Annotated in this window: 17 protein-coding genes and 2 tRNA genes; 16 read left to right on the forward strand and 3 right to left on the reverse strand. The window is 70.5% G+C overall.

Features of this window, described 5'->3' with window-relative positions:
- Positions 1 to 75: 75 nt before the first annotated feature.
- The 6 genes from rsfS to OG622_RS33125 all read left to right on the forward strand — a co-directional run bounded on the left by rsfS (position 76) and on the right by OG622_RS33125 (position 2,371).
- Positions 76 to 522, forward strand: coding sequence for a ribosome silencing factor (gene rsfS / locus OG622_RS33100; RefSeq protein ID WP_005479303.1), 447 nt, complete (start codon positions 76 to 78; stop codon positions 520 to 522).
- A complete protein-coding gene (locus OG622_RS33105; RefSeq protein WP_371580291.1) occupies positions 519 to 1,187 on the forward strand; it encodes a histidine phosphatase family protein in 669 nt (222 codons plus the stop codon). The genes rsfS and OG622_RS33105 overlap by 4 nt, the downstream gene beginning before the upstream one ends.
- A gap of 128 nt (positions 1,188 to 1,315) precedes the next feature.
- Positions 1,316 to 1,388 (forward strand) — tRNA-Ala (locus tag OG622_RS33110).
- A 225-nt stretch (positions 1,389 to 1,613) separates the two neighbouring features.
- Positions 1,614 to 1,784 carry a hypothetical protein gene (locus OG622_RS33115; RefSeq protein ID WP_371580292.1) on the forward strand — a complete coding sequence of 57 codons (171 nt, stop codon included), beginning with the start codon at positions 1,614 to 1,616 and terminating at the stop codon, positions 1,782 to 1,784.
- A 3-nt stretch (positions 1,785 to 1,787) separates the two neighbouring features.
- Positions 1,788 to 2,021, forward strand: a complete 234-nt coding sequence (locus OG622_RS33120) for a hypothetical protein (protein WP_005479297.1) — start codon at positions 1,788 to 1,790, stop codon at positions 2,019 to 2,021.
- Between the two features lie 277 nt (positions 2,022 to 2,298).
- A tRNA-Ala gene (locus OG622_RS33125) sits at positions 2,299 to 2,371 on the forward strand.
- 100 nt (positions 2,372 to 2,471) lie between these two features.
- On the opposite strand, the gene OG622_RS33130 is transcribed toward OG622_RS33125, so the two are convergent.
- Together OG622_RS33130 and OG622_RS33135 are read right to left on the reverse strand one after the other, a co-directional pair.
- Entirely contained in the window at positions 2,472 to 4,085 is a 1,614-nt protein-coding gene (locus tag OG622_RS33130) for an NADH-ubiquinone oxidoreductase-F iron-sulfur binding region domain-containing protein (RefSeq protein ID WP_371580293.1), read from the reverse strand.
- Positions 4,082 to 5,497, reverse strand: a complete 1,416-nt coding sequence (locus tag OG622_RS33135; RefSeq protein ID WP_371580294.1) for a cytochrome b/b6 domain-containing protein — start codon at positions 5,495 to 5,497, stop codon at positions 4,082 to 4,084. Before OG622_RS33135 ends, OG622_RS33130 begins: the two co-directional genes overlap by 4 nt.
- 479 nt (positions 5,498 to 5,976) lie before the next feature.
- On the opposite strand from OG622_RS33135, the gene leuS reads away from it, so the two are divergent.
- The 8 genes from leuS to holA all read left to right on the forward strand — a co-directional run bounded on the left by leuS (position 5,977) and on the right by holA (position 17,170).
- Positions 5,977 to 8,847, forward strand: a complete 2,871-nt coding sequence (gene leuS, locus OG622_RS33140) for a leucine--tRNA ligase (RefSeq protein ID WP_371580295.1) — start codon at positions 5,977 to 5,979, stop codon at positions 8,845 to 8,847.
- A gap of 229 nt (positions 8,848 to 9,076) precedes the next feature.
- On the forward strand, positions 9,077 to 9,877 hold the full coding sequence (locus OG622_RS33145; RefSeq protein WP_371580296.1) for a hypothetical protein: 801 nt from the start codon (positions 9,077 to 9,079) through the stop codon (positions 9,875 to 9,877).
- Positions 9,878 to 9,967: 90 nt separating this feature from the next.
- On the forward strand, positions 9,968 to 10,813 hold the full coding sequence (locus OG622_RS33150) for a DegV family protein (protein WP_371580297.1): 846 nt from the start codon (positions 9,968 to 9,970) through the stop codon (positions 10,811 to 10,813).
- A gap of 119 nt (positions 10,814 to 10,932) precedes the next feature.
- Positions 10,933 to 12,228, forward strand: coding sequence for a helix-hairpin-helix domain-containing protein (locus tag OG622_RS33155; RefSeq protein WP_371580298.1), 1,296 nt, complete (start codon positions 10,933 to 10,935; stop codon positions 12,226 to 12,228).
- Between the two features lie 62 nt (positions 12,229 to 12,290).
- The gene (locus tag OG622_RS33160) at positions 12,291 to 14,795 is read left to right on the forward strand and encodes a ComEC/Rec2 family competence protein (protein WP_371584298.1); all 2,505 of its coding nucleotides are present in this window, start codon (positions 12,291 to 12,293) and stop codon (positions 14,793 to 14,795) included.
- Between the two features lie 4 nt (positions 14,796 to 14,799).
- A complete protein-coding gene (locus OG622_RS33165; protein ID WP_371580300.1) occupies positions 14,800 to 15,618 on the forward strand; it encodes an arylamine N-acetyltransferase in 819 nt (272 codons plus the stop codon).
- A gap of 121 nt (positions 15,619 to 15,739) precedes the next feature.
- Positions 15,740 to 15,985: a hypothetical protein gene (locus OG622_RS33170; RefSeq protein ID WP_371580301.1), complete on the forward strand. Its 246-nt coding sequence runs from the start codon at positions 15,740 to 15,742 to the stop codon at positions 15,983 to 15,985.
- Positions 15,986 to 16,183: 198 nt separating this feature from the next.
- Entirely contained in the window at positions 16,184 to 17,170 is a 987-nt protein-coding gene (gene holA, locus OG622_RS33175) for a DNA polymerase III subunit delta (RefSeq protein ID WP_371580302.1), read from the forward strand.
- A gap of 471 nt (positions 17,171 to 17,641) precedes the next feature.
- Here holA and rpsT read toward each other — a convergent pair whose 3' ends face one another.
- A complete protein-coding gene (rpsT, locus tag OG622_RS33180; RefSeq protein ID WP_371580303.1) occupies positions 17,642 to 17,908 on the reverse strand; it encodes a 30S ribosomal protein S20 in 267 nt (88 codons plus the stop codon).
- Positions 17,909 to 18,176: 268 nt separating this feature from the next.
- Between rpsT and lepA the strand changes: the two genes are divergently transcribed.
- Complete coding sequence (gene lepA / locus OG622_RS33185; RefSeq protein WP_371580304.1) at positions 18,177 to 20,045, forward strand: translation elongation factor 4; 1,869 nt, start codon at positions 18,177 to 18,179, stop codon at positions 20,043 to 20,045.
- Positions 20,046 to 20,345: 300 nt separating this feature from the next.
- The gene (locus tag OG622_RS33190; RefSeq protein WP_371580305.1) at positions 20,346 to 22,223 is read left to right on the forward strand and encodes a long-chain fatty acid--CoA ligase; all 1,878 of its coding nucleotides are present in this window, start codon (positions 20,346 to 20,348) and stop codon (positions 22,221 to 22,223) included.
- The last annotated feature ends 45 nt before the right edge of the window (positions 22,224 to 22,268 follow it).

Below are 22,268 nucleotides of genomic sequence, written 5' to 3' on the forward strand. Positions count from 1 at the left end.
GGGGCGGCGTCGGTGGGCCGTGAGACCCTTGGGGTAGCCCGTGAGGGTTCCTGACCGACGACCGAAAGCCGTGAAGTGACCGCCACCGACCGCTCTCTCGAGCTCATCACCACCGCCGCGCAAGCGGCCGCCGACAAGCTCGCGCATGACGTCATCGCGTACGACGTCAGCGATGTGCTGTCCATCACGGACGCCTTCCTGCTCGCCTCCGCGCCCAACGACCGCCAGGTCAAGTCGATCGTCGACGAGATCGAGGAGCGGCTGAACAAGGAGCTCGGCGCCAAGCCGGTCCGCCGTGAGGGCGACCGCGAGGCCCGCTGGGTACTGCTGGACTACGTCGACATCGTCGTCCACGTCCAGCACAGCGAGGAGCGGGTGTTCTACGCCCTGGAGCGGCTGTGGAAGGACTGCCCCGAGCTTGAGCTGCCCGCCGACGCCAAGGCCACCCGGGGCAAGGGCGCCGAGCACGCCAAGCTGCGCGCCGCCGAGGAGGAGGCCGAGCTGGACGGGGAGCTGCGGTGACCGCGGGCAGCGACGCGGCCGGCCGCAAGGGGAGGGGCCGCCGCCTCATCCTCTGGCGGCACGGCCAGACCTCGTGGAACGTGGAGCGCCGCTTCCAGGGCACCACGGACGTCGAGCTGACCGAGACCGGTCTCGGTCAGGCCCGCCGCGCCGCCCGGCTGCTCGCCTCTCTCGAACCCGACGCGATCGTCGCCTCCGACCTGCGGCGTGCCGCCGACACGGCCGCCGAGCTGGCCGCGCTCACCGGCCTGGAGGTCAGCCACGACGACGGCCTGCGCGAGACCTACGCGGGCGTCTGGCAGGGGCTCACGCACGACGAGATCATCACCCGGCACGGCGAGGAGTACGCCGCGTGGAAGCGCGGTGAACCGATCCGCCGTGGCGGTGGCGAGCTGGAGACCGAGGTCGCCGACCGCGCCGCCCCCGTGGTGCTCCGGCACGCCGACAAGGTCCCGGAGAACGGCACCCTCGTGGTGGTCAGCCACGGCGGCACCATCCGCACCACCATCGGGCACCTCCTCGGCCTGGAGCCCCAGCACTGGGAAAGCCTCGGCGGCCTCTCCAACTGCTGCTGGTCCGTTCTCGGGGAAGGCGCCCGCGGCTGGCGGCTCCTGGAGCACAACGCCGGCACGCTGCCCGAGCCGGTGCTCGGCGACGACGACTGATCCCGTACGCGGCCTCGTACCGGGGCCGCGGCCCGGATTTCACTTTCCGGCTGGTCGCAGGCTAAAGTTCTTCTTGTTCGCCCCGCCGAGCGGGACCGGACAACACGCGGTTCCACCGCGTGGCACAAGGGGCTATAGCTCAGTTGGTAGAGCGCCTGCATGGCATGCAGGAGGTCAGGAGTTCAATTCTCCTTAGCTCCACAGATCGGTACAGAAGATCCCGTTCCCGCGAGGGAGCGGGATTTTTCGTGTGTGACCTGCGTCCCTCCTTGAGCACGCACCGCCCCGGAGGCGTATACCTCTGCGGACGGCCTTCTTTCCCGCCGCTTGCCCGGACTGGTACGAAGGCGTCGCTGACCGTATTGGTCCGGCCGTGGCAGAATCAAACGGCCGGAAGGGGGCGCGGCCCGACGGGAGGGAGTAGCGATGCCTGCGAGCATCCGCGGGAGGGTCCACGACCTTCCCGCAGAGGTGGTGATGCGGAGCAAGACCACCCTCCTCTGCCCTTTCTGCGGCTCGCTCCACGTGGCCCAAGTCCTCGGTGACAACGGAGGTATCTCCTACGTGTGCACGGCCTGCGGCCACAGCTGGAGCTGAACGATGGGTGCACACAGGAGAAAGTGCGACTGGTGCGGCAGTGGTACGCCCATCGTCCGCGACATGGAGCCCGTCAACGCCGACTACCAGTACTGGTGCGAGGAATGCGCACGGGCGCTGATCATAAAAGGCGACCCGATCGAGACGTACCGCGAGCTGGAGGGTGAGCCGATCTACGGCCGGCTCCTGGAAGAGCACTGCACACTCAAACGCTTCTACTCGTTCGTGACGGCCTGAGCGCCAACTCGGTGCCCCTGCCCAGCCGCTGCCTGCCGCGGGGCCGCCACGGCCGTCACAGTGCCCTCGTGGCGGCCGTTGTGTGCGGGGGCGCGGTGGTGGTTGCGTGGCGTGCGCTTCGACAACCGACATTCAACCCCAAATCACATCAAAGCAACCCTGAATGAACCCCGAATGAACCCCGAATTCGCACCCGACCGAATCGATTTGGTGGTGCGCGCGGGGGAACGGTAATGTTGGCGTCGTCGCCAGGGAGGCCGGGCGGACAGCACGACAAGGGGCTATAGCTCAGTTGGTAGAGCGCCTGCATGGCATGCAGGAGGTCAGGAGTTCAATTCTCCTTAGCTCCACAGAAAAGACCCCGTCCAAGTGGACGGGGTCTTCGCGTTGTTGAGGACGACGTACGAAGGGCGGGTCACCCCAGGTGGGGGACCCGCCCTTCGGCGTGCTTCAGCGGCCGCTGCCCAGGGCCCGGCGGCCGCGGCCCTGGGAGAGGACCGGGAGGTTGCGGGACGGGGCGGAGGCGCGGTTGTCCTCCTCCAGGCGCAGGGCGAGCGCGGGGCAGCGGCGCACCGCGCGCAGGGCCTTGGCCTCGGCGTACTGGGGGACCTTGGCCTGGGCGACGGTGGGGAAGCCGTCGGCGCCGAGCTGGAAGACCTCGGGGAGGATGTCGGCGCACAGGCCGTGGCCCCGGCACAGGGTCCAGTCGACGAAGATCTTCTGACGGCTGCCGGTCTCCTCCTCGGCCGGGCCGCCAGGGATGCCGGTCGGCATCCTGCCGCCCTCGAAGAGTGGCAGCACACCTTGCACGGGGCGCCCGCAGCCGTTGCCGAGGACATGCGCGGCGAGGTCGTCCGTGAACGCCTTGACGGTCGACTCCAGGAACATCGCGGAGCCGTCCGGGTGCGAGCACGCGCCGCGCCGCTTGACGTTCTTCGCGACCTGCTTGAGGGCCTCCAGAGCGGCCGGGCCGCCACCGTTGAGGATGTCCTCCATGCCGCGCGCGGCGGCCGGCAGACCGAGGTAGCAGGGACCGCACTGGCCCGCGCTCTCCTCGGCGAGCCACTTGGCGACCTGGAGGGACTCGCCGAGCGGGCAGGTGTCCTGGCTGATCGGCAGGATCGCGCCCGCGCCGAGCGCACCGCCCACCGCGTCCAGCGAGTTGCGTGAGACGACCGCCTCGTTGACCGTCGCCGCGTCGATCCACTTGCCGTGGTAGCCGCCGGTCAGCACGCCCTGCGGGACCGGCGGCGCGCCGGCCAGCTGCAGGATGTAGCGCAGCGGCACGCCGGTGGGCGCCTCGATCACCATGGGGCGGGCGACCGCGCCGGACACGGTGAGCATGACGGTGCCCGGCTCGTCGTACAGGCCGGTGTTGCCGTACCGCTCGGAGCCGATGCGGGCGCCGATGGCGAGCTGGGCGAAGGTCTCGGCGTTGGAGAGCAGGGTCGGCGCGCCGCCGACACCGCTCTTGGACGCGCTGGTCTTGCGGCCCGGCGGGATGGGCGGACCGCCGTCGATCGAGCGGATCAGCGAGCCGGCGGCGCCGGTGACCATGCGGATCGGGTTGCGCTGCACGCTCGCGCGGATGGCGGCGCCGCGGCGGTTGCTCAGCCCGCGCTCGGCGAGGGCCGCCTCCATCGAGCGCTCGGTGGATTCACGTGTCACCCCGATGACGAGCTGACGGGCGCCCAGGGCTTCGGCGACCAACAGGGCGCCGTCCAGGATGAGGTGCGGGGCACGGTTGATCAGCACCGTGTCCTTGCGGCAGGCGGGTTCGTCCTCACTGCCGTTGACGACCACGACAGGCCGGACGCCGCGCTTGATCGCCGACTCGGCGACCGACCGCAGTTTCTTGTGGAACGGGAAGCCCGCGCCGCCCCTGCCCTTGAGGTTGATCCGCTCGGACAACTGGGCGAGCTGTTCGCCACCCATCGGTTCGAGAGGGCCGTGCACCTTCAGGTGCATGGGGAGGTCGAGTCTCTCGACGAGGTCGAAGCCCGAAGTGAGCTGGGGGAGCCCCACCACACGGACTTCGGGGACGTCGGGAAGGGCCTCGTTCACTTATATCCTCCGGAAGGCGCGTTCCAGGGTTCGCCTGAGCCCGGCTGGTTGTAGTCGTCATAGCCGGGCAGCGTTTCAGAGGCGGGACCGCTGTTGTACGTGTCGTTCGGCATGTACGTGCCGTAGGGGGCGTTCGTCTCAGCCGTTCCGTAGGAAGTTTCGGAAGCGCCCGTGTTGTACGTCTCGCCCTGGTAGGTCTGGCTCGGGTACGCCTGGCCCTGGTACGACTGCCCGCCCAACGGCTGTCCGGCGAAGGTGTCCTGCATCGGGTCGTACGACGACGGGGGCGCCTCGCCGACCGGCGGCGGGGACGGGGCCGGCCAGCGCGTACCCGTGCCGCCGCCGTCGTCCATGCGGGGCATGGCCTGCGTGGGCTGCATGTCCAACGGCGGCTGCTGCTGGGTCAGATAGGGCGCCGTGGGCTCCGCGGCGCGCGGGGTCATCGACACCGCGCGGTACGCGGCCGCGAAGCCGGGGCCGTTGTCGGCGGAGGCGGCCGCCGCGCGCTGCGGGGGCACCAGCGGGTCGCCGAGCGCGGGGTTCGCGCCCTGCCCGCCGCCGAAGCCGGGCAGCGGGAACTGTCCGGTGTCGCGCATCTGGTCGCGCTGTCCGCCTTCGCGCTGTCCGCCTTCGCGCCGGCCGCCGTCGCGCCGACCGCCGGACTCCTCGAAGCCCTGCAGGGCCGAACGGGACTTCACGAGTTCGTCGACCTCGGGGGGTCGCTGGCCGTCGGTTCCCAGGATCGAGGTGATCTGGTCGACCACCTGGAGCTTGACCGAGCGTGGGGCGGCGCGCAGCAGCAGGGCGACGGCGACGGCGACCAGGCCGGCGGAGTAGAGGATCACGAAGACCGGCTTCGCTTCGCGACCCGCGTAGAGTCCGTGCACGAGCGCGAAGCACCAGGCCGGGTAGGCCATCATGTGCATCGCGCGCCAGCGTGCCGCGACCGGCGCCGGGGAGGCGAAGTTGCTTCGCAGCGCGCCGGTGATGGCGACGAAGACCATCATGGCCCCGGCCGTCGCGCCGAAACCGATGAGCGCGCCCGTGCCCGTCACGCCGAGGGCGAAGGGGAACAGGGCGATCGCGGAGACGTGGTTCAGCGCCAGCTTGACCGTGACATGCAGCACCAGGAACGCGACCGAGGCGATGGCGGTCGTCCGGTGGACGGCCTGGCCGATGATCCGCTGACGCACGGTGAGCAGGGTCCGATCCTGGGCGACGAGCCCCCAGAGCACCGAGCAGGTCAGTGAGACGAGCGAGAGAACGCCCGCTCCGAAGTCGAGGAACTCCCGGTACGCGTCACCTCCGACCAGCACACTTACGGGTATCAGCAGCAGAGCGGCAGCCGTGGCTATCCCGTAGGCCGACCGACCGGTCTGGGGCAGCGAGCTGTTACTGCGACGAGGGTTCATGGGGGCAACTCCGAACAGTTCGGGAAAGCGGTCCCGTCATCGAACTGTAAGTGGTGCCAAACCGAGCGGTACGAGGTTTCAGTTATTGCGCTGTTATCAAGGACCAATCTCACATCTGTGATGCCCGTTAGAGGTCGTTACGCGGAGTAAGTTTTGAATAAAGTTCAACTTATTTGGCCGGATCGCGTGGCTGACACACCGCTGGTTCCTGTCCATCGACTGCCCCGGCGGGGGCCTGTCGGAAGCTCGTCGGGGGTCTGCCGGCCGTCCTGAACCTCGTCGCGGCGGCCGCGGGGGCTGCGGTACCCTGAGCCCATGCGTGCCGTACGCCTTCTGCTTAGTGAGCCGCGCTGATCAGTCCCGACCGCCGATGAACGGCGTGGTCGGAATCGGCGCGGCGTCCCCTCCTGTGCGAGGGGATTTTTCGTTTCCTGACGACACAGCCGCTGGCAGAGACGATCGATGGAGCTTTGAGGATCATGAGCGAGACGAACCCCGCTGCCGCCGAGGTGGCAGCGCCGCACCGCTACACGGCCGTCGTCGCGGCCGAGATCGAGGCACGCTGGCAGGACTTCTGGGACGTCGAGGGCACCTACGCGGCCCCGAACCCGAAGGGCGATCTGGCGGGCGACCCCGAGTCGGCCGCCAAGCCCAAGAAGTTCATCATGGACATGTTCCCGTACCCCTCCGGTGCGGGCCTGCACGTCGGTCACCCCCTGGGCTACATCGCCACCGACGTCTCCGCCCGCTTCCAGCGGATGACCGGCCACAACGTCCTGCACACCCTGGGCTTCGACGCCTTCGGCCTGCCCGCCGAGCAGCACGCCGTACAGACCGGTGAGCACCCCCGGATCACCACCGAAGCGGCCATCAACAACATGAAGTCCCAGCTGCGCCGACTGGGCCTGGGCCACGACAGGCGCCGGTCGTTCGCCACGATCGACCCCGACTACTACAAGTGGACCCAGTGGATCTTCCTGCAGATCTTCAACTCCTGGTACGACGACGAGGCGAACAAGGCCCGCCCGATCGCGGAACTGGTCGCGCAGTTCGAGTCCGGTGAGCGCGCGCTGTCCGGCGGCGGCTCCTGGAGCGCGCTGAGCGCCGCCGAACGCGCCGACGTCCTGGGCGAGTACCGCCTGGCGTACGCCTCCGACGCGCCGGTCAACTGGTGTCCCGGCCTGGGCACCGTGCTGGCCAACGAGGAGGTCACCGCCGACGGCCGCTCCGAGCGCGGCAACTTCCCCGTCTTCAAGGCCAAGCTGCGCCAGTGGAACATGCGGATCACCGCGTACGCCGACCGCCTGCTGGACGACCTGAACGAGCTGGACTGGCCCGAGGCCATCAAGCTGCAGCAGCGCAACTGGATCGGCCGTTCCGAGGGCGCCCGCGTCGACTTCCCCATCGACGGCGAGAACATCACGGTCTTCACCACCCGCCCCGACACCCTGTTCGGCGCGACCTACATGGTCCTGGCCCCCGAGCACCCGCTGGTCGACAAGTTCACCCCGGACGCCTGGCCCGAGGGCACCCGCGACGTGTGGACCGGCGGCCACGCGACCCCGGCCGACGCCGTCACCGCCTACCGCGCGCAGGCCGCCTCGAAGTCCGACGTCGAACGGCAGGCCGAGGCCAAGGACAAGACCGGCGTCTTCATCGGCTCGTACGCGACCAACCCGGTCAACGGCGAGAAGATCCCGGTGTTCGTCGCCGACTACGTCCTGATGGGCTACGGCACCGGCGCGATCATGGCCGTCCCGGCGGGCGACCAGCGCGACTTCGAGTTCGCGCGCGCCTTCGAGCTGCCGATCACCTGCATCGTCGAGCCGACCGACGGCCGCGGCACGGACACCTCCACCTGGGAGGACGCCTTCGGGTCGTACGACGCGAAGATCATCAATTCCTCCGGTGACGGTGTGTCCCTGGACGGCCTGGGTGTCGTCGAGGCCAAGGCGCGCATCACCGAGTGGCTGGCGCGGTCCGGTATCGGTCGGGGCACCGTCAACTTCCGTCTGCGCGACTGGCTGTTCAGCCGCCAGCGCTACTGGGGCGAGCCCTTCCCGATCGTCTACGACGAGGACGGCGTCGCCCACCCGCTGCCCGAGTCGATGCTGCCGCTGGAACTGCCCGAGGTCGAGGACTACTCGCCGCGCACCTTCGAGCCCGACGACGCCGACACCCGGCCCGAGACTCCGCTGTCGCGCAACGCGGACTGGGTCGACGTCACGCTGGACCTGGGCGACGGCCGCGGCCCGCGCCCGTACCGCCGCGAGACCAACACCATGCCCAACTGGGCCGGTTCCTGCTGGTACGAGCTGCGCTACCTGGACCCGCACAACTCCGAGAAGCTGGTCGACCCGGAGATCGAGCGCTACTGGATGGGCCCGCGCGAGGGGCAGCCGCACGGTGGTGTCGACCTGTACGTCGGCGGCGCCGAGCACGCGGTGCTGCACCTGCTGTACGCGCGCTTCTGGTCCAAGGTCCTGTTCGACCTGGGCCACGTCTCCTCGGCCGAGCCGTTCCACAGGCTGTTCAACCAGGGCATGATCCAGGCCTTCGTCTACCGCGACAGCCGTGGCTTCGCGGTGCCGGCCGCCGAGGTGGAGGAGCGCGACGGCGCCTTCTTCCACGAGGGCGAGAAGGTCAGCCGCGTGCTGGGCAAGATGGGCAAGTCCCTGAAGAACGCCGTCACCCCGGAGTCGATCTGCGTGGAGTACGGCGCGGACACGCTGCGACTGTACGAGATGGCGATGGGCCCGCTGGACGTCTCCCGGCCGTGGGACACGCGCGCGGTGGTGGGCCAGTTCCGGCTGCTGCAGCGGCTGTGGCGCAACGTCGTCGACGAGGCCACCGGCGAGGTGACCGTGGTGGACACCGAGCCCGGCGAGGACAGCCTGCGCGCGCTGCACAAGGCCATCGACGGTGTCCGGCAGGACCTGGGCGGCCTGCGGTTCAACACCGCGATCGCCAAGGTCACCGAGCTGAACAACCACCTGACCAAGGTGGGAGGCCCGGTGTCCCGCTCCGTCGCAGAGGCCCTGGTCCTGCTGATCGCGCCGCTGGCCCCGCACATCGCCGAGGAGCTGTGGCGCAAGCTGGGGCACGCGGATTCGGTGGTGCACCAAGACTTCCCCGTCGCCGACCCCGCGTACGTCGTCGACGAGGCCGTCACCTGCGTCGTCCAGATCAAGGGCAAGGTCAAGGCCCGCCTGGAGGTGTCACCGGCCATCTCCGAGGAGGAGCTGGAGAAGGTGGCCCTGGGCGACGAGAAGGTGGTCGCGGCGCTGGCCGGGGCACCGATCCGGAAGGTGATCGTGCGGGCGCCGAAGCTGGTGAACATCGTCACGTGAGGGGAGCGGGGCCGGGTGCTCCCGGGCGGTTCGCCGCGTGGTGCCAGGCGCTTCGCCGTGTGGTGGCTTGTGGTAACCGGCGGTAGTCGGTCGGGCGATCGGCGGTCGGCGGTCGGCGGTAGTCGGTCGGTGGTCAGCGGTTCGGGGGCATCCCCTACGGGCAGGTTCCGGGTTCGGATGGAACTCGGGACCTGCCTGTTGCGTTTACCGTTGAAGAGCGCCGCCGCACATGCCGTGGCGGTCGGAGGAGGAGCGCGTCGTGGATGCCGTCATCGCAGTCGTCGCCTTGTTCTTCGTGCTGTTCGTGGTGCTGGGCGCGTACGCCACGGTGAAGGCGGTCGGCGCGGCCAAGCGCGGCGTGGACCGTACGATCACGCAGGCCAAGCGGACCGTCGAGGACACCACCCTGCGCGCCAGAAGCCTGGCCCAGCCGGGCCCGGCTGGGCAACTGGCCGATCTGCGGCTGAAGTTGCGCACGTCCATGCGGGCCACCCAGGAAGCGCTGCAGGCGGGGGTGGGCGAGGACGAGTCCCTGAAGGAGTCCCTGGCCCTCTTCGAGCAGCTCAGCAAGCACGGCCGGGAGCTGGACGACGAGCTGCGGCGCCTGGAGCCCGAGCCGGACCGCGGCAAGCTGGCCCAGCGGCTGCCCGCGCTGCGCGAGCGTGCGGAGCGGGTCATCAAGTCCGCCGACTCACTGCGCTGGGCCGCGCACGACCGGGCCCGCAAGTTCGCGGAGGACGACCTGGACACGCTCAGCGCGCAGATAGACGTCGAGGCGGGCGCGCTGCGGCACTGGACGACGGAACCCGCCTCGGTGTGGCCCGAAGCGCCGAAGCCCGAGGCCACCGCCTCCACGGGGCAGACCTGGCAGGAGACTCCCGAGTCCCGCCCCGCCGAGTCGCACACCGCTGAGTCCCGTGGTGGCGAGTCCCGTGGTGGTGAGGAGCCGCCCAAGCCCGCGATCGCCCCGCCGAGCGCGCGGCCGACGTACCCGTGGCAGAAGAAGCCCCGCCCGGAGAGCACCACTTGATGCGGTCGGGTCGGTCGGCTCGCTCTGTACGGTCGCAGGTGACAGGGGCCGGGCTGCCGTCTGCAGGGCTTGGCGGGTAATCTCCAGCTCATGTCCCGCCATGTCGCGATCGTCACCGATTCAACGGCCTACCTGCCGCCGCCGACGATGGAGCGGCACAGCATCATCGCGGTGCCCCTGACCGTGGTCCTCGGCGACCAGGCGCTCGACGAGGGCACCGAGATCTCGGCGCGGTCCCTGGCCCAGGCGCTGCAGAAGCGACGGTCCGTCACCACCTCCCGCCCCAGCCCCGAACTGTTCGCGGAGACCTACCGCAGGGTCGCGGAGTCGGGCGCCACGGGCATCGTCTCCCTCCACCTCTCCGCCGAGTTCTCGGGCACGTACGACGCGGCCGTGCTCGCGGCGCGCGAGGCACCCGTGCCGGTGCGCGTGGTGGACACCGGGATGGTCGCGATGGCCCTCGGGTTCTGCGCCCTGGCAGCCGCCGAGTCCGCGGAGGCGGGCGGCACCGTGGACGAGGCCGTCACGGCCGCCGAGAAGCGGGCCGCCGGCACGTCCGCCTTCTTCTACGTCGACACCCTGGACTATCTCCGCCGGGGCGGACGGATCGGGGCGGCACAGGCGCTGTTCGGTTCCGCGCTGGCCGTCAAGCCGCTGCTGCAACTGGACGGCGGCCGTATCGAGATGCTGGAGAAGGTCCGTACGGCGTCCAGGGCGATCGCCCGCCTGGAGGAGATCGTCGCCGAGCGGGCGGGCGCCGCGCCGGTCGACATCGCCGTCCATCACCTCGCCGCGCCCGAGCGGGCCTCGGCGCTCGCGGACCGGTTGCGGGACCGGGTGCCCGGGCTGGCAGATCTGCATGTGAGCGAGGTCGGGGCGGTGATCGGGGCCCACACCGGGCCTGGGTTGTTGGGGGTTGTCGTCTCGCCTCGGTGAGCCGGTTCATGCGAGTTCTGTCGCTCGCGCGGGTGACGGAGTTATCCACAACTGGGTAGTAATCCACGGGAATCGAGCATGATCATCGCGAGTGGGTGAGGTTGCCCGATCCTCGTCGCATGGCACTTCGATCACGTTCACGTACGGCGACGGTCACCAGCGGTCCGGGCCGGGGCCCGTCCTCCGACGGGCGCGCCCGACACCGCCCTCGACAGCCGAGGGGCAGGGCCGGCCGCCGCCGGGCATCGGCGGAGACACTTCGCCTGCGCGCGGAGGCACTGTTCCCCGAAAAGGCCAGGGAACCCAGGGAGTTGGGGCACGGGCCGCCGGGGGTACCCAGGGGGAGGCCGGAGGGCGGGGACGGCGTGGCCCGCGCGGAGGGGGCCGCGGGGCCGGGGGCCTTTGTTCAGGAGGGCGCCGTTGGTTCCCGTGGTTCCCGGGCGCTCGCTGCGGAGAGGGCTGTGGGCTCCCGTGCTTCAGCCGTGGACGGTGAGGTGGACGAGCTCGGGGGGCGCGCCGACGGTGCTGTCCCGGGCGGGGGCGTCGCGGGTGCGCGAGATCTCGGCGGGGGCGGTGCCGACGACAGCTCTGCCGGCCGTGAGGCGAGCGGTTCGTCGCGCGAGCGAGTAGGGCCGACTGTGCGCGAGCGGGTGGGGCCGGCTGTGCGGGAGCGGTTGCCGTTGTGGTTGCAGATGCGGTGCGGCATCGAGCGGAAGAGCGTGGTCGCGCTGAGCGTGGTGCTGGTCGTCGCGGCGGTGTTCGCGGCACAGCACTTCTGGGCGGGCCGGACCCAGCCGGTGAGCGCGCCCGAGATGGTGCGGGCGGGCGCCCCAGGGGCTTCGGGGGCTTCCGGGGGACCTGCCGCCCCGTTCGGTGGGCCCGGGCACGGCCGGGCGCCGGCGGTGTCGGGCGACTCGGCCGGGGCGGTCGCTTCGACGGCCGGGCCCTCCATCGTGGTGGACGTCAGCGGGAAGGTGCGCAGACCAGGGATCCAACGGTTGCCGACGGGTTCCCGGGTCGCCGACGCGCTGCGGGCGGCGGGCGGTGTCCGGCGCGGTGCGAACACCGACGGGCTCAACCGCGCCCGACTCCTCGTGGACGGCGAACAGGTCCTGGTCGGAAGTCCGGCGCCGGTCTCCGGGCCGGGCTCGGTGCCCGGGGCAGGGACGAGCGGAGGTGGCGCGGCCTCGACCGGGGGAACCGTGACCGGGGCTGCGCCCGCAACCCCCGTCTCCCTCAACACGGCCACCGCCGACCAACTGGACACACTGCCTGGCGTCGGCCCCGTCCTCGCCCAGCACATCATCGACTACCGCACCCGGCACGGCGGCTTCCGCTCGGTCGACGAACTGCGCGAGGTGAACGGAATCGGCGACCGCCGCTTCGCCGACCTGCGGAACCTCGTACGGCCATGAGGGCGACGGAAGAGGAGGTGTCGGCGGCGGCCGGTGCGCAAGCCGCTCAGCAGCGGCCCGCCGTGCACGCGGCCTCCGGTACCCGGCTCGGCGACGCCCACCCCAGGCAGGAGGGGCCGACGGATCTGCGGCTCGTGCCACCGGCGCTGGCCGCCTGGGGGACGGCAGCGCTGATGGTGCACGCCTCGCCCGGGTGGGTCACGGTGGTCGTCGTGGCCTGTCTGACGGTGGGCTTGGCCCTGCTGGTCCCCTGGCAGAGGCCTAGGGGTGGGGCTGGGGTTCGGGCTGGGGTTGGGGATCGGCGGGTGCGGCTTGGGGTCGGGGCTTGGACGAAGGTGTCCGTCGCCGCTGTGTTGCTGTGTGCCGGAGCGGCTGCCGCTTCCGCCGGGCTGCACGGGGCAGATCTGAGGCGGGGGCCCGTCCCCGCCCTGGCCGAGGAGTACGCCCGTGTGACCGCGGATGTCGAGCTGACGTCCGACCCACGGCTCACCCGCCCCCGGATCAACGGCAACCACGCGGCTCCGACCGCCGTGCTCCTGCAGGCCGAGGTACGGCGCGTGCAGAGCCCGGACGGAACGGTCGTGGACACGCGGACACCGGTGTTGGTCATGGTCGACGCGGACGAGCGGTCCGGTCGGGCGTCCTGGGTTTCGCTTCTGCCGTCCACGCGGGTGCGGGTGGTGGCGCAGGCCGTGCCGGCCATGGTCGGGGGAGACCGGGTGGCGGCCGTGCTGCGGGTACGAGGCGGTGGGACACCGGTGGTGGTGGCGGAGGCGAGCGCGGTGCAGCGGTTCGCGGGGCGCTTGCGTGCGGGGCTGCGGGAGGCGACCGACGGGCTGGACGCGGACGCGCGGGCGTTGCTGCCGGGGTTCGTCGTCGGGGACACCTCGCGGGTCCCGGCCGAGTTGGACGAGGCGTTCAAGGCGACCGACCTCACTCACCTGCTCGCCGTCAGTGGTGCCAACTTCACGATCCTGTTGGCCCTGTTCATCGGGCCGCCGGGGCTGGCGCAGCGGGCCGAACGACGGGGGATCGCGCCCCGGCTCGGTATTCCGCTGCGGGCGACCGCACTGGCCGGCGGTGTGCTGACGCTCGGCTTCGTGATCGTGTGTCGGCCGGACCCGAGTGTGGTGCGGGCCGCGGCCTGCGGTTCGATCGCGCTGCTGGCCATCGCGACGGGCCGTCGCCGGTCCCTCATCCCCGCACTGGCGACGGCGGTCCTGCTGCTGGTGCTGTACGACCCGTGGCTGGCCCGCAGTTACGGCTTCCTGCTGTCCGTTCTGGCGACCGGCGCCCTGCTCACCCTCGCCCCGCGCTGGAGCGCCGCGCTCCAGCGGCGCCGGGTGCCACCGCGTCCGGCCGAGGCGCTGGCGGCCGCGGGAGCCGCACAGGCGGTGTGCGCGCCGGTCGTCGCCGTGCTGTCGGCCAAGGTGAGCCTGGTGGCGGTGCCGTGCAACCTGCTGGCGGAGTTCGCGGTGGCCCCGGCCACGGTGCTGGGGTTCGCCACGCTGGCGACGGCCCCGGTGGCGATGCCCGTGGCCGAGTGCCTTGCCTGGTGCGCGAGCTGGCCCGCCGGCTGGATCGCGGACATCGCCCGCACCGGGGCGGCGCTGCCCGGCGCGGGGGTGGACTGGCCGGGCAGCTGGACCGGCGCGCTGCTGCTCGTCCTGGTCACCGTGGTCGTCGTCCTCGTCGTGCGGCGGCTCGTCAGCCATCCATGGCTGGTGGGGGCCTGCCTGGTGGCGTTTCTGCTGGTCGTGGTGCAGCCGCCGCCGCTGACCAGGGTGATCACGGGCTGGCCGCCGCCGGGCTGGCGCCTGGTGATGTGCGATGTGGGACAAGGGGATGCGACCGTCCTCGCGGCGGGCGACGCTGCCGGGGTGGTCGTGGACGCCGGTCCCGATCCGGTGCTGGTCGACCGCTGTCTGACGGCACTCGGCATCACCAGGATCCCGCTGGTCGTGCTCACCCACTTCCACGCCGACCATGTGGTGGGGCTACCGGGAGTGCTGCGGGGACGTTCGGTGGGGGCGATCGCGGCGACGGGGTTCGAGGAGCCCGCGGACCAGGCCGCGTTCGTGCGCAGGGAGGCGGCGGCCCGGCGGATCCCGCTGACGCGGGCCGTGGCCGGGGAGGAACGGCGCACGGGAAGCCTCACCTGGCGGGTGCTGTGGCCGCCGGGCGACGCCGCCGCACCGGAGGGGCCGAACGACGCCAGCGTGACCATGCTCGTCCGCTCGGCCGGACTGACCCTGCTGCTCCTGGGCGACCTGGAACCACCCGGCCAGCGGGAACTGGCGAGGTCCCCGGAGGCCGCGGCACTGGGAGCCGTGGACGTGGTGAAGGTCGCCCACCATGGTTCGGCATACCAGGATCCGGGCCTGATACGGGCGATGGCCCCACGGCTGGCCCTCATCTCGGTGGGCGCGGACAACCCGTACGGTCACCCGGCCCCCAGTACGGTCGCGGCGCTGCGGGCCGGGGGTGCGACGGTGCTGCGTACGGACGAGGACGGCGCGATCGCCGTCGCGGGTACGGCGAAGGAGTTGCTCGTGGCGAGAGACTGACGTCATGGACACCGCAGAGCTTGACGCCTACCTTCGCCGTCTCGGAGCCGAGCAGCCGGCCCGGCCCACCGCCGACGTGCTGCGTGAACTGCACCTGCGCCATCTGCGGACGGTGCCGTTCGAGAACCTGTCGATCCACCTCGGAGAGGAGATCGTCCTGGAGGAGAAGCGGCTGCTGGCCAAGGTGGTCGGGGAGTGCAGAGGCGGCTTCTGCTTCGAACTGAACGGGTTGTTCGGAGCGTTGCTCGTGGCACTCGGGTTCGATGTGACGCTGCTCGCGGCGCGGGTGTACGGCGACGAGGAGAGTCTCGGCATCCCGTACGACCATCTCGCGCTGCGGGTGCGGACGGTGGACGGGGGCGACTGGCTGGCCGATGTCGGGTTCGGGGCGAACAGTCACTATCCGTTGGAGTTCGGGGAGCGGGGGGAGCAGACGGATCCGGGTGGCACGTTCCGGGTGGCCGAGGTGGGCCGGGAGAGCGGCGGCCGGGAGTTCGGGGACCTGGACGTGTTCCGGGACGGCAAGCCGCAGTACCGGATGGAGGTGCGGCCGAGAGCGCTCGGGGACTTCGTGGCCGGCTCCTGGTGGCACAGCACGTCACCGGCCTCCCACTTCACCCAGTCCCTGGTCTGCTCCCGGGTCGCCGAGGGCGGCGGCCGCATCACCCTCAGCGGCCGCACGCTCACGGTCACCTCGGCGGACGGCGACCGGGAGGTGACGGAACTGGCGACGGACGGGGAGGTGCTGGCGGTGTATCGGGAGAGGTTCGGGATGGAGTTGGGGCGGGTGCCGGAGATGGGGGAGGGGAGCGGGGGGCGTTAGGAGGGGCGGGGCGGGGTGGGGCGGGGGAGGGGAGGGGCCCCCGCAAGGGAGGTGAAGAAGAGAGCGAGGGGGATGGATCAAGTGGGACGGCGGTGGGGTGTGCGTGGCGGAAAATGGGGGCGTGAGTGATGTGAGACATGTGCTGGTGCTGCCCGACCGTGACGCTGCCGAGCAGGCGGCGGAGGCGCTGGGGGAGCGGTTCGGGCTGGACGAGGAGCCTCAGCTGGTGAGGGACGCGCTGGCCGGGGAGGACGACGCCGAGGACGCGCAGTGGTTGTTGGTGTTGCGGGACGAGCGGGGGCGGCTCGATCCGGTGGCGTTGGACGAGTTCGCGGGGGAGTGGGAGGGGTGGCGGGAGGAGCCGTGACGCTCCGCTGGTGAGCGCCGGGTGACTGCGGGGCGGTGCCGGTTCGTGCGTCGGCCACGAGGCGGCGGCGCCGGTTCGTCCGTCGGCTGAGAGGTGATGAGGGGCGACGAGGGGTGCTCGCGCAGTTCCCCGCGACTCTTTGCGGGCACGGCTGCAGCGCGGGACGGGTTGTCAGTGGGTCGTGGGATGCTGTCCGGGATGGCCAAGAAGACTGCGAATGATGATCCTCTCGCCCCCGTGACGCTCGCCGTGGGGCAGGAGGAGTTGCTGCTCGACCGTGCCGTGCAGGTGGTGGTGGCCGCGGCGCGGGCCTCCGATGCCGACACGGACGTGCGGGATCTGGCCTCGGACCAGTTGCAGCCCGGCACGCTCGCCGAGCTGACGAGTCCGTCGCTGTTCGCGGAGCGGAAGGTCGTGGTCGTGCGCAACGCGCAGGATCTGTCGGCCGACACGGTCAAGGACGTGAAGGCGTATCTGGGGGCTCCCGCCGAGGAGATCACCCTGGTGCTGCTGCACGCGGGCGGCGCCAAGGGGAAGGCGCTGCTGGACGCGGCGCGCAAGGTGGGGGCGCGGGAGGTGGCGTGCCCCAAGATGACGAAGCCGGGGGATCGGCTGGCGTTCGTGCGGGGGGAGTTCCGGACGCTCGGGCGGGCCGCCACGCCGGAGGCGTGTCAGGCGCTGGTCGACGCGATCGGGAGTGATCTGCGGGAGCTGGCGGCGGCGGCGTCGCAGCTGACCGCGGATGCCGAGGGGACGATCGACGAGGCCGTGGTCGGGCGGTACTACACCGGGCGGGCCGAGGCGTCGAGCTTCGAGGTGGCCGATCGGGCCGTCGAGGGGCGGGCGGCGGAGGCGTTGGAGGCGCTGAGGTGGTCGTTGGCGACGGGGGTGGCGCCGGTGTTGATCACCAGTGCGTTGGCTCAGGGGGTGCGGGCGATCGGGAAGCTGTCGTCGGCGCGGGGTGGGCGGCCGGGAGATCTTGCGCGGGAGCTGGGGATGCCGCCGTGGAAGATCGATCGGGTGCGGCAGCAGATGCGGGGGTGGACGCCGGACGGGGTGGCCGTCGCGTTGCGGGCGGTGGCTGAGGCGGATGCGGGAGTGAAGGGCGGGGGGGATGATCCCGAGTACGCGTTGGAGAAGGCGGTTGTGGTGATCGCGCGGGCGGCTCGGTCTCGTCGGGGCTGAGTTCTTCGCCCCCGCCGCCCCTACCCGTCCCATCCCCAGGGGCGCTGCCCCTTCGACCCCGGAGGAGTCCCGGTGGGGGAGGGGAGGGGGCGGTGGTGCGTGGGCACGTGCGGGAGTGTTGGGGCTTGTCGCGCCGTTCCCCGCGCCCCTAGAAGCGCTGCGGCTCCCCGCGCTGCGAAGAAGCCCCCGCTCCCAAGAACCTCGCTCCGGAGAACCCCCCTCCCAAGAACCCCCTCCCAAGAACCCCGCTCGCAAGAACCCCGCGGTTCTCCTTGCCCCCAGGACAGGGCGGACGCCGAAGGCCCCGCCCTTCCGTCCCTGGGGAAGGGACGGAGGACGGGGCCTCGGTTCAAGAGAGTGGACCTGTACCCGCGTGGCGAACGCAGGCCGCGTACGGGTCCGGGGTGCCGGGTGGGAGCGGAGAGAGAGGGCCCGCTCGGGTCCAGCCGGCTGTCAGATCAAAGGTGAAGCTCAGCCCTTGAGGGAAGAGACCTTGGAAGCAAGCGCCGACTTCTTGTTGGCGGCCTGGTTCTTGTGGATGACGCCCTTCGAGACGGCCTTGTCGAGCTGACGCGCGGCAGCGCGCTGGTACTCGGTGGCCTTCTCGGTGTCACCCGCGGCAGCGGCCTCGCGGGCCTTGCGGATCGCGGTCTTGAGCGACGACTTGACGGCCTTGTTGCGAAGGCGCGCCTTCTCGTTGGTCTTGTTCCGCTTGATCTGGGACTTGATGTTCGCCACGAATGAGCCTTTTCAGCTACAGGTGTACAAGGACATGGAGGTCATGCAGGACACGCCGCGCATGGCTCGGACACCGTTTGATTTTCTTGGATGTGCCTCCTGCTGAGAGGGCATGAGACACAGCCGCCCACGCTACCAGCAGCCCACGGGTCGGCCCAAACCGGTCGCAGTTCTCCGCCCGTGGGACCATGGTGCCTACCTTCAAGACCCGCTAGATCCGACCCGAGACCGCAGACGGCTGCGGACACCTCAAGAATCAGGACCCTGCGTGCCCGCGATCCCAAGCCATGTGCCCGAGCCGAGCCGAACCGACCCGGCTCTGATCCGCAACTTCTGCATCATCGCGCACATCGACCACGGCAAGTCCACGCTCGCCGATCGCATGCTCCAGCTGACCGGAGTGGTCGATCAGCGGCAGATGCGTGCTCAGTACCTCGACCGCATGGACATCGAGCGCGAGCGCGGCATCACGATCAAGTCCCAGGCGGTCCGACTGCCCTGGGCCCCGACCGAGGAACCGGGCAAAACCCACATCCTCAACATGATCGACACCCCTGGGCACGTGGACTTCACGTACGAGGTGTCCCGGTCGCTGGCGGCCTGTGAGGGGACCGTCCTCCTCGTCGACGCGGCCCAGGGCATCGAGGCCCAGACCCTCGCCAACCTCTACCTGGCGATGGAGAACGACCTCAAGATCATCCCCGTACTGAACAAGATCGACCTGCCGGCCGCCCAGCCGGAGAAGTTCGGCGAGGAGCTCGCCAACCTCATCGGCTGCGACCCCGCCGACGTGCTCAGGGTCTCCGCCAAGACCGGTCTGGGCGTCGAGGCGCTGCTGGACCGGGTCGTCGCCGAGGTCCCCGCCCCGGTCGGTGTCCAGGACGCTCCCGCGCGCGCCATGATCTTCGACTCGGTGTACGACTCCTACCGCGGTGTCGTGACGTATGTGCGTGTCATCGACGGTCAGCTCAACAAGCGCGAGCGGATCCGCATGATGTCCACCGGCGCGACCCACGAGCTGCTGGAGATCGGCGTCTCGGCTCCCGAGATGAAGGCGGCCGACGGCCTCGGTGTCGGTGAGGTCGGCTATCTGATCACCGGTGTGAAGGACGTCCGCCAGTCCAAGGTCGGTGACACGATCACCACCCTGCACAAGGGGGCCACCGAGGCGCTCGGCGGTTACAAGGACCCGAAGCCGATGGTCTTCTCGGGTCTGTATCCGCTGGACGGCTCCGACTACCCCGAGCTGCGTGACGCCCTCGACAAGCTTCAGCTCAACGACGCCGCGCTGGTGTACGAGCCGGAGACCTCCGCCGCCCTCGGCTTCGGTTTCCGCGTCGGCTTCCTGGGCCTGCTGCACCTCGACGTGATCCGCGAGCGGCTGGAGCGCGAGTTCGGGCTCGATCTGATCGCCACCGCGCCCAACGTGGTCTACCGCGTGGTCATGGAGGACGGCGCCGAGCACACGGTCACCAACCCGAGCGAGTTCCCCGAGGGGAAGATCGACGCCGTGTACGAGCCTGTCGTACGCGCCACGATCCTCGCGCCCTCCGAGTTCATCGGGTCGATCATGGAGCTGTGCCAGACCCGGCGCGGCACCCTGCTCGGCATGGACTACCTCTCCGAGGACCGGATCGAGATCCGTTACACCCTCCCGCTCGCGGAGATCGTCTTCGACTTCTTCGACCAGCTGAAGTCGAAGACGCGCGGCTACGCCTCCCTGGACTACGAGCCCACCGGTGAGCAGAGCTCCAGCCTGGTCAAGGTCGACATCCTGCTGCACGGCGACAAGGTGGACGCCTTCTCGGCGGTCACCCACAAGGACGCCGCGTACGCGTACGGGGTGCGGCTCGTCGCCAAGCTGCGCGAGCTGATCCCGCGGCAGGCCTTCGAGGTGCCCATCCAGGCCGCCATCGGGTCGCGTGTCATCGCCCGCGAGACCATCCGCGCCATCCGCAAGGACGTCCTCGCCAAGTGCTACGGCGGTGACATCTCCCGTAAGCGGAAGCTGCTGGAGAAGCAGAAGGAAGGCAAGAAGCGGATGAAGATGGTGGGCTCCGTGGAGGTTCCGCAGGAGGCCTTCATCGCCGTTCTGTCCAGCGACGACAGCGCCGGTGGCGGCAAGGGCAAGAAGTAGCCACCGGCGGCGATCGTCGCCGACCCTGGGGGCAGCCGCTGTTACCTCCGGAAACTCGGGCATGATGCGGGCCCGTCGCGTTTCGGCGCGGCGGGCCCGCAGGTCTTCCGGGAGATACCGGTGCGTGCTCGTACGGTCGTTCCCGGTGGAAAGTGACCGCCCGCCGCCCCTTACGAACCAGCCACCCGCGCTCTACTCTGATCACCACTCGTTGGTTACTCGCGAGTTAAACAACAGCCGCTTTGAGCCAGCCGCACAGTCCATGAGCCAGCCGCACTGTCGCGTGCCCCGGAGGATGTCGTGAGCGACACACAGACCCTGATCGAGAACCGTCCGCCGTCCATGGCGGCCCTCTTCCTGGAGCGCGTGGCGGCCACCCCGGACGCCGAGGCATTCCGCTACCCCGTGCCGCCCGCCTCCGGTCAGGGCCCCTCGGCCTGGAAGTCGCTGAACTGGACGCAGGCGGCCGAACGGGTCAACGCCATCGCGGCCGGACTCGTCGAACTGGGTGTACAGCCGGAGCAGCGCATCGCCCTGTCCTCCGCCACCAGGATCGAGTGGATCCTCTGCGACCTCGGCATCATGTGCGCGGGCGCGGCCAACACCACGGTCTACCCGCAGACGAACGCCGAGGAGTCCGCGTACATCCTGTCCGACTCCGGCAGCCGGATCCTCATCGCCGAGGACGCCGCGCAGCTCGCCAAGGCCCGTGAGAAGAAGGCCGAGCTGCCCGAGCTGACGCATGTCATCGTCATCGACCCCGAGGGCGCGGACCTCTCGGAGGACTGGGTGCTCTCCCTCGCCGAGCTGGAGAAGCGTGGCGCCGCGTACCTGGAGAAGAAGCCCGACCTGATCAAGGAGAAGGTCGGCGCGATCACCAAGGACCAGCTCGCGACCCTCATCTACACCTCGGGTACCACGGGCCGCCCCAAGGGTGTCCGCCTGCCGCACGACAACTGGGCGTACATGGCGAAGGCCATCGGCGCGACCGGTCTGCTCGTACCGGAGGACGTGCAGTACCTGTGGCTGCCGCTCGCGCACGTCATGGGCAAGGTGCTCCTCGCGGGACACATCGAGGTCGGGCACATCACGGCCGTCGACGGCCGGGTCGACAAGATCATCGAGAATCTGCCGGTCGTGCAGCCGACGTACATGGCCGCCGTGCCGCGCATCTTCGAGAAGGTCTACAACGGCGTCGTCGGCAAGGCGCGCGCGGGCGGTCCGGCCAAGTACAAGATCTTCCAGTGGGCGGCGGGGGTCGCCCGCGAGTACGCCAAGGTCAGCCAGGACAACTTCCGGCGCACCGGTACCGCGTCCGTCCCGTTCGGGCTGGAGGCCAAGCACAAGGTCGCCGACGCGCTGGTCTACAAGAAGCTGCGCGAGGCGTTCGGTGGCCGGCTGCGCGCCTGTGTCTCCGGCTCGGTCGCGCTGGCGCCCGAGATCGGCTTCTTCTTCGCCGGCGCGGGCATCCCCATCCTGGAGGGCTACGGCCTCACCGAGTCCTCCGCCGCCTCCTTCCTCAACCCGGGCGAGGCCTACCGCACGGGCACGGTGGGCAAGCCGCTGCCCGGCACGGAGGTGCGCATCGCGGACGACGGCGAGATCCTGCTGCGCGGCCCCGGCATCATGGAGGGCTACCACAACCTGCCGGAGAAGACCGCGGAGGTCCTGGAGGCCGACGGGTGGTTCCACACCGGTGACATCGGGGAGCTGTCGCCCGACGGGTACCTGCGGATCACCGACCGCAAGAAGGACCTGTTCAAGACGTCCGGTGGCAAGTACATCGCGCCGACCGAGATCGAGGGGCAGCTCAAGTCGCTGTGCCCGTTCACGTCCAACGTCATGGTGATCGGCGCCGACCGCAACTTCTGCACCACCCTCATCGCCCTCGACGAGCTGTCCCTCCGGGGCTGGGCCGCGGAGAACGGGCTGGAGGGCAAGTCGTACGAGGAGATCATCGCGGCGCCGGCGACGGTCGAGATGGTCGAGGGGTACATCAGGCAGCTCAACGAGGGCCTGCAGAAGTGGCAGACGATCAAGAAGTTCCGGTTGCTGCCGCGGGATCTCGACGTCGAGCACGGTGAGCTGACGCCGAGCCTGAAGCTGAAGCGGCCGGTGGTGGAGAAGGAGTACCAGCACCTCATCGATGACATGTACGCGGGTGCCCGGGAGGCGTAGCGCCTTCTGTGAGGGGCGGGGACTGCTTGGCGGCTGCGGGATCGT

This window comes from Streptomyces sp. NBC_01314 (assembly GCF_041435215.1).
Classification (GTDB): Bacteria; Actinomycetota; Actinomycetes; order Streptomycetales; family Streptomycetaceae; genus Streptomyces.

What these genes read in the sequence shown, in the direction of transcription:
- OG622_RS33165 (WP_371580300.1), top strand. Translation starts at nt 14,800, where the DNA reads ATGGACACCGCAGAGCTTGACGCCTACCTTCGCCGTCTCGGAGCCGAG.
- OG622_RS33120 (WP_005479297.1), top strand. Translation starts at nt 1,788, where the DNA reads ATGGGTGCACACAGGAGAAAGTGCGACTGGTGCGGCAGTGGTACGCCC.
- OG622_RS33145 (WP_371580296.1), top strand. Translation starts at nt 9,077, where the DNA reads ATGCCGTGGCGGTCGGAGGAGGAGCGCGTCGTGGATGCCGTCATCGCA.
- leuS (WP_371580295.1), top strand. Translation starts at nt 5,977, where the DNA reads ATGAGCGAGACGAACCCCGCTGCCGCCGAGGTGGCAGCGCCGCACCGC.
- OG622_RS33155 (WP_371580298.1), top strand. Translation starts at nt 10,933, where the DNA reads ATGGCACTTCGATCACGTTCACGTACGGCGACGGTCACCAGCGGTCCG.
- OG622_RS33150 (WP_371580297.1), top strand. Translation starts at nt 9,968, where the DNA reads ATGTCCCGCCATGTCGCGATCGTCACCGATTCAACGGCCTACCTGCCG.
- OG622_RS33135 (WP_371580294.1), bottom strand. Translation starts at nt 5,497, where the DNA reads ATGAACCCTCGTCGCAGTAACAGCTCGCTGCCCCAGACCGGTCGGTCG.
- OG622_RS33115 (WP_371580292.1), top strand. Translation starts at nt 1,614, where the DNA reads ATGCCTGCGAGCATCCGCGGGAGGGTCCACGACCTTCCCGCAGAGGTG.
- holA (WP_371580302.1), top strand. Translation starts at nt 16,184, where the DNA reads ATGGCCAAGAAGACTGCGAATGATGATCCTCTCGCCCCCGTGACGCTC.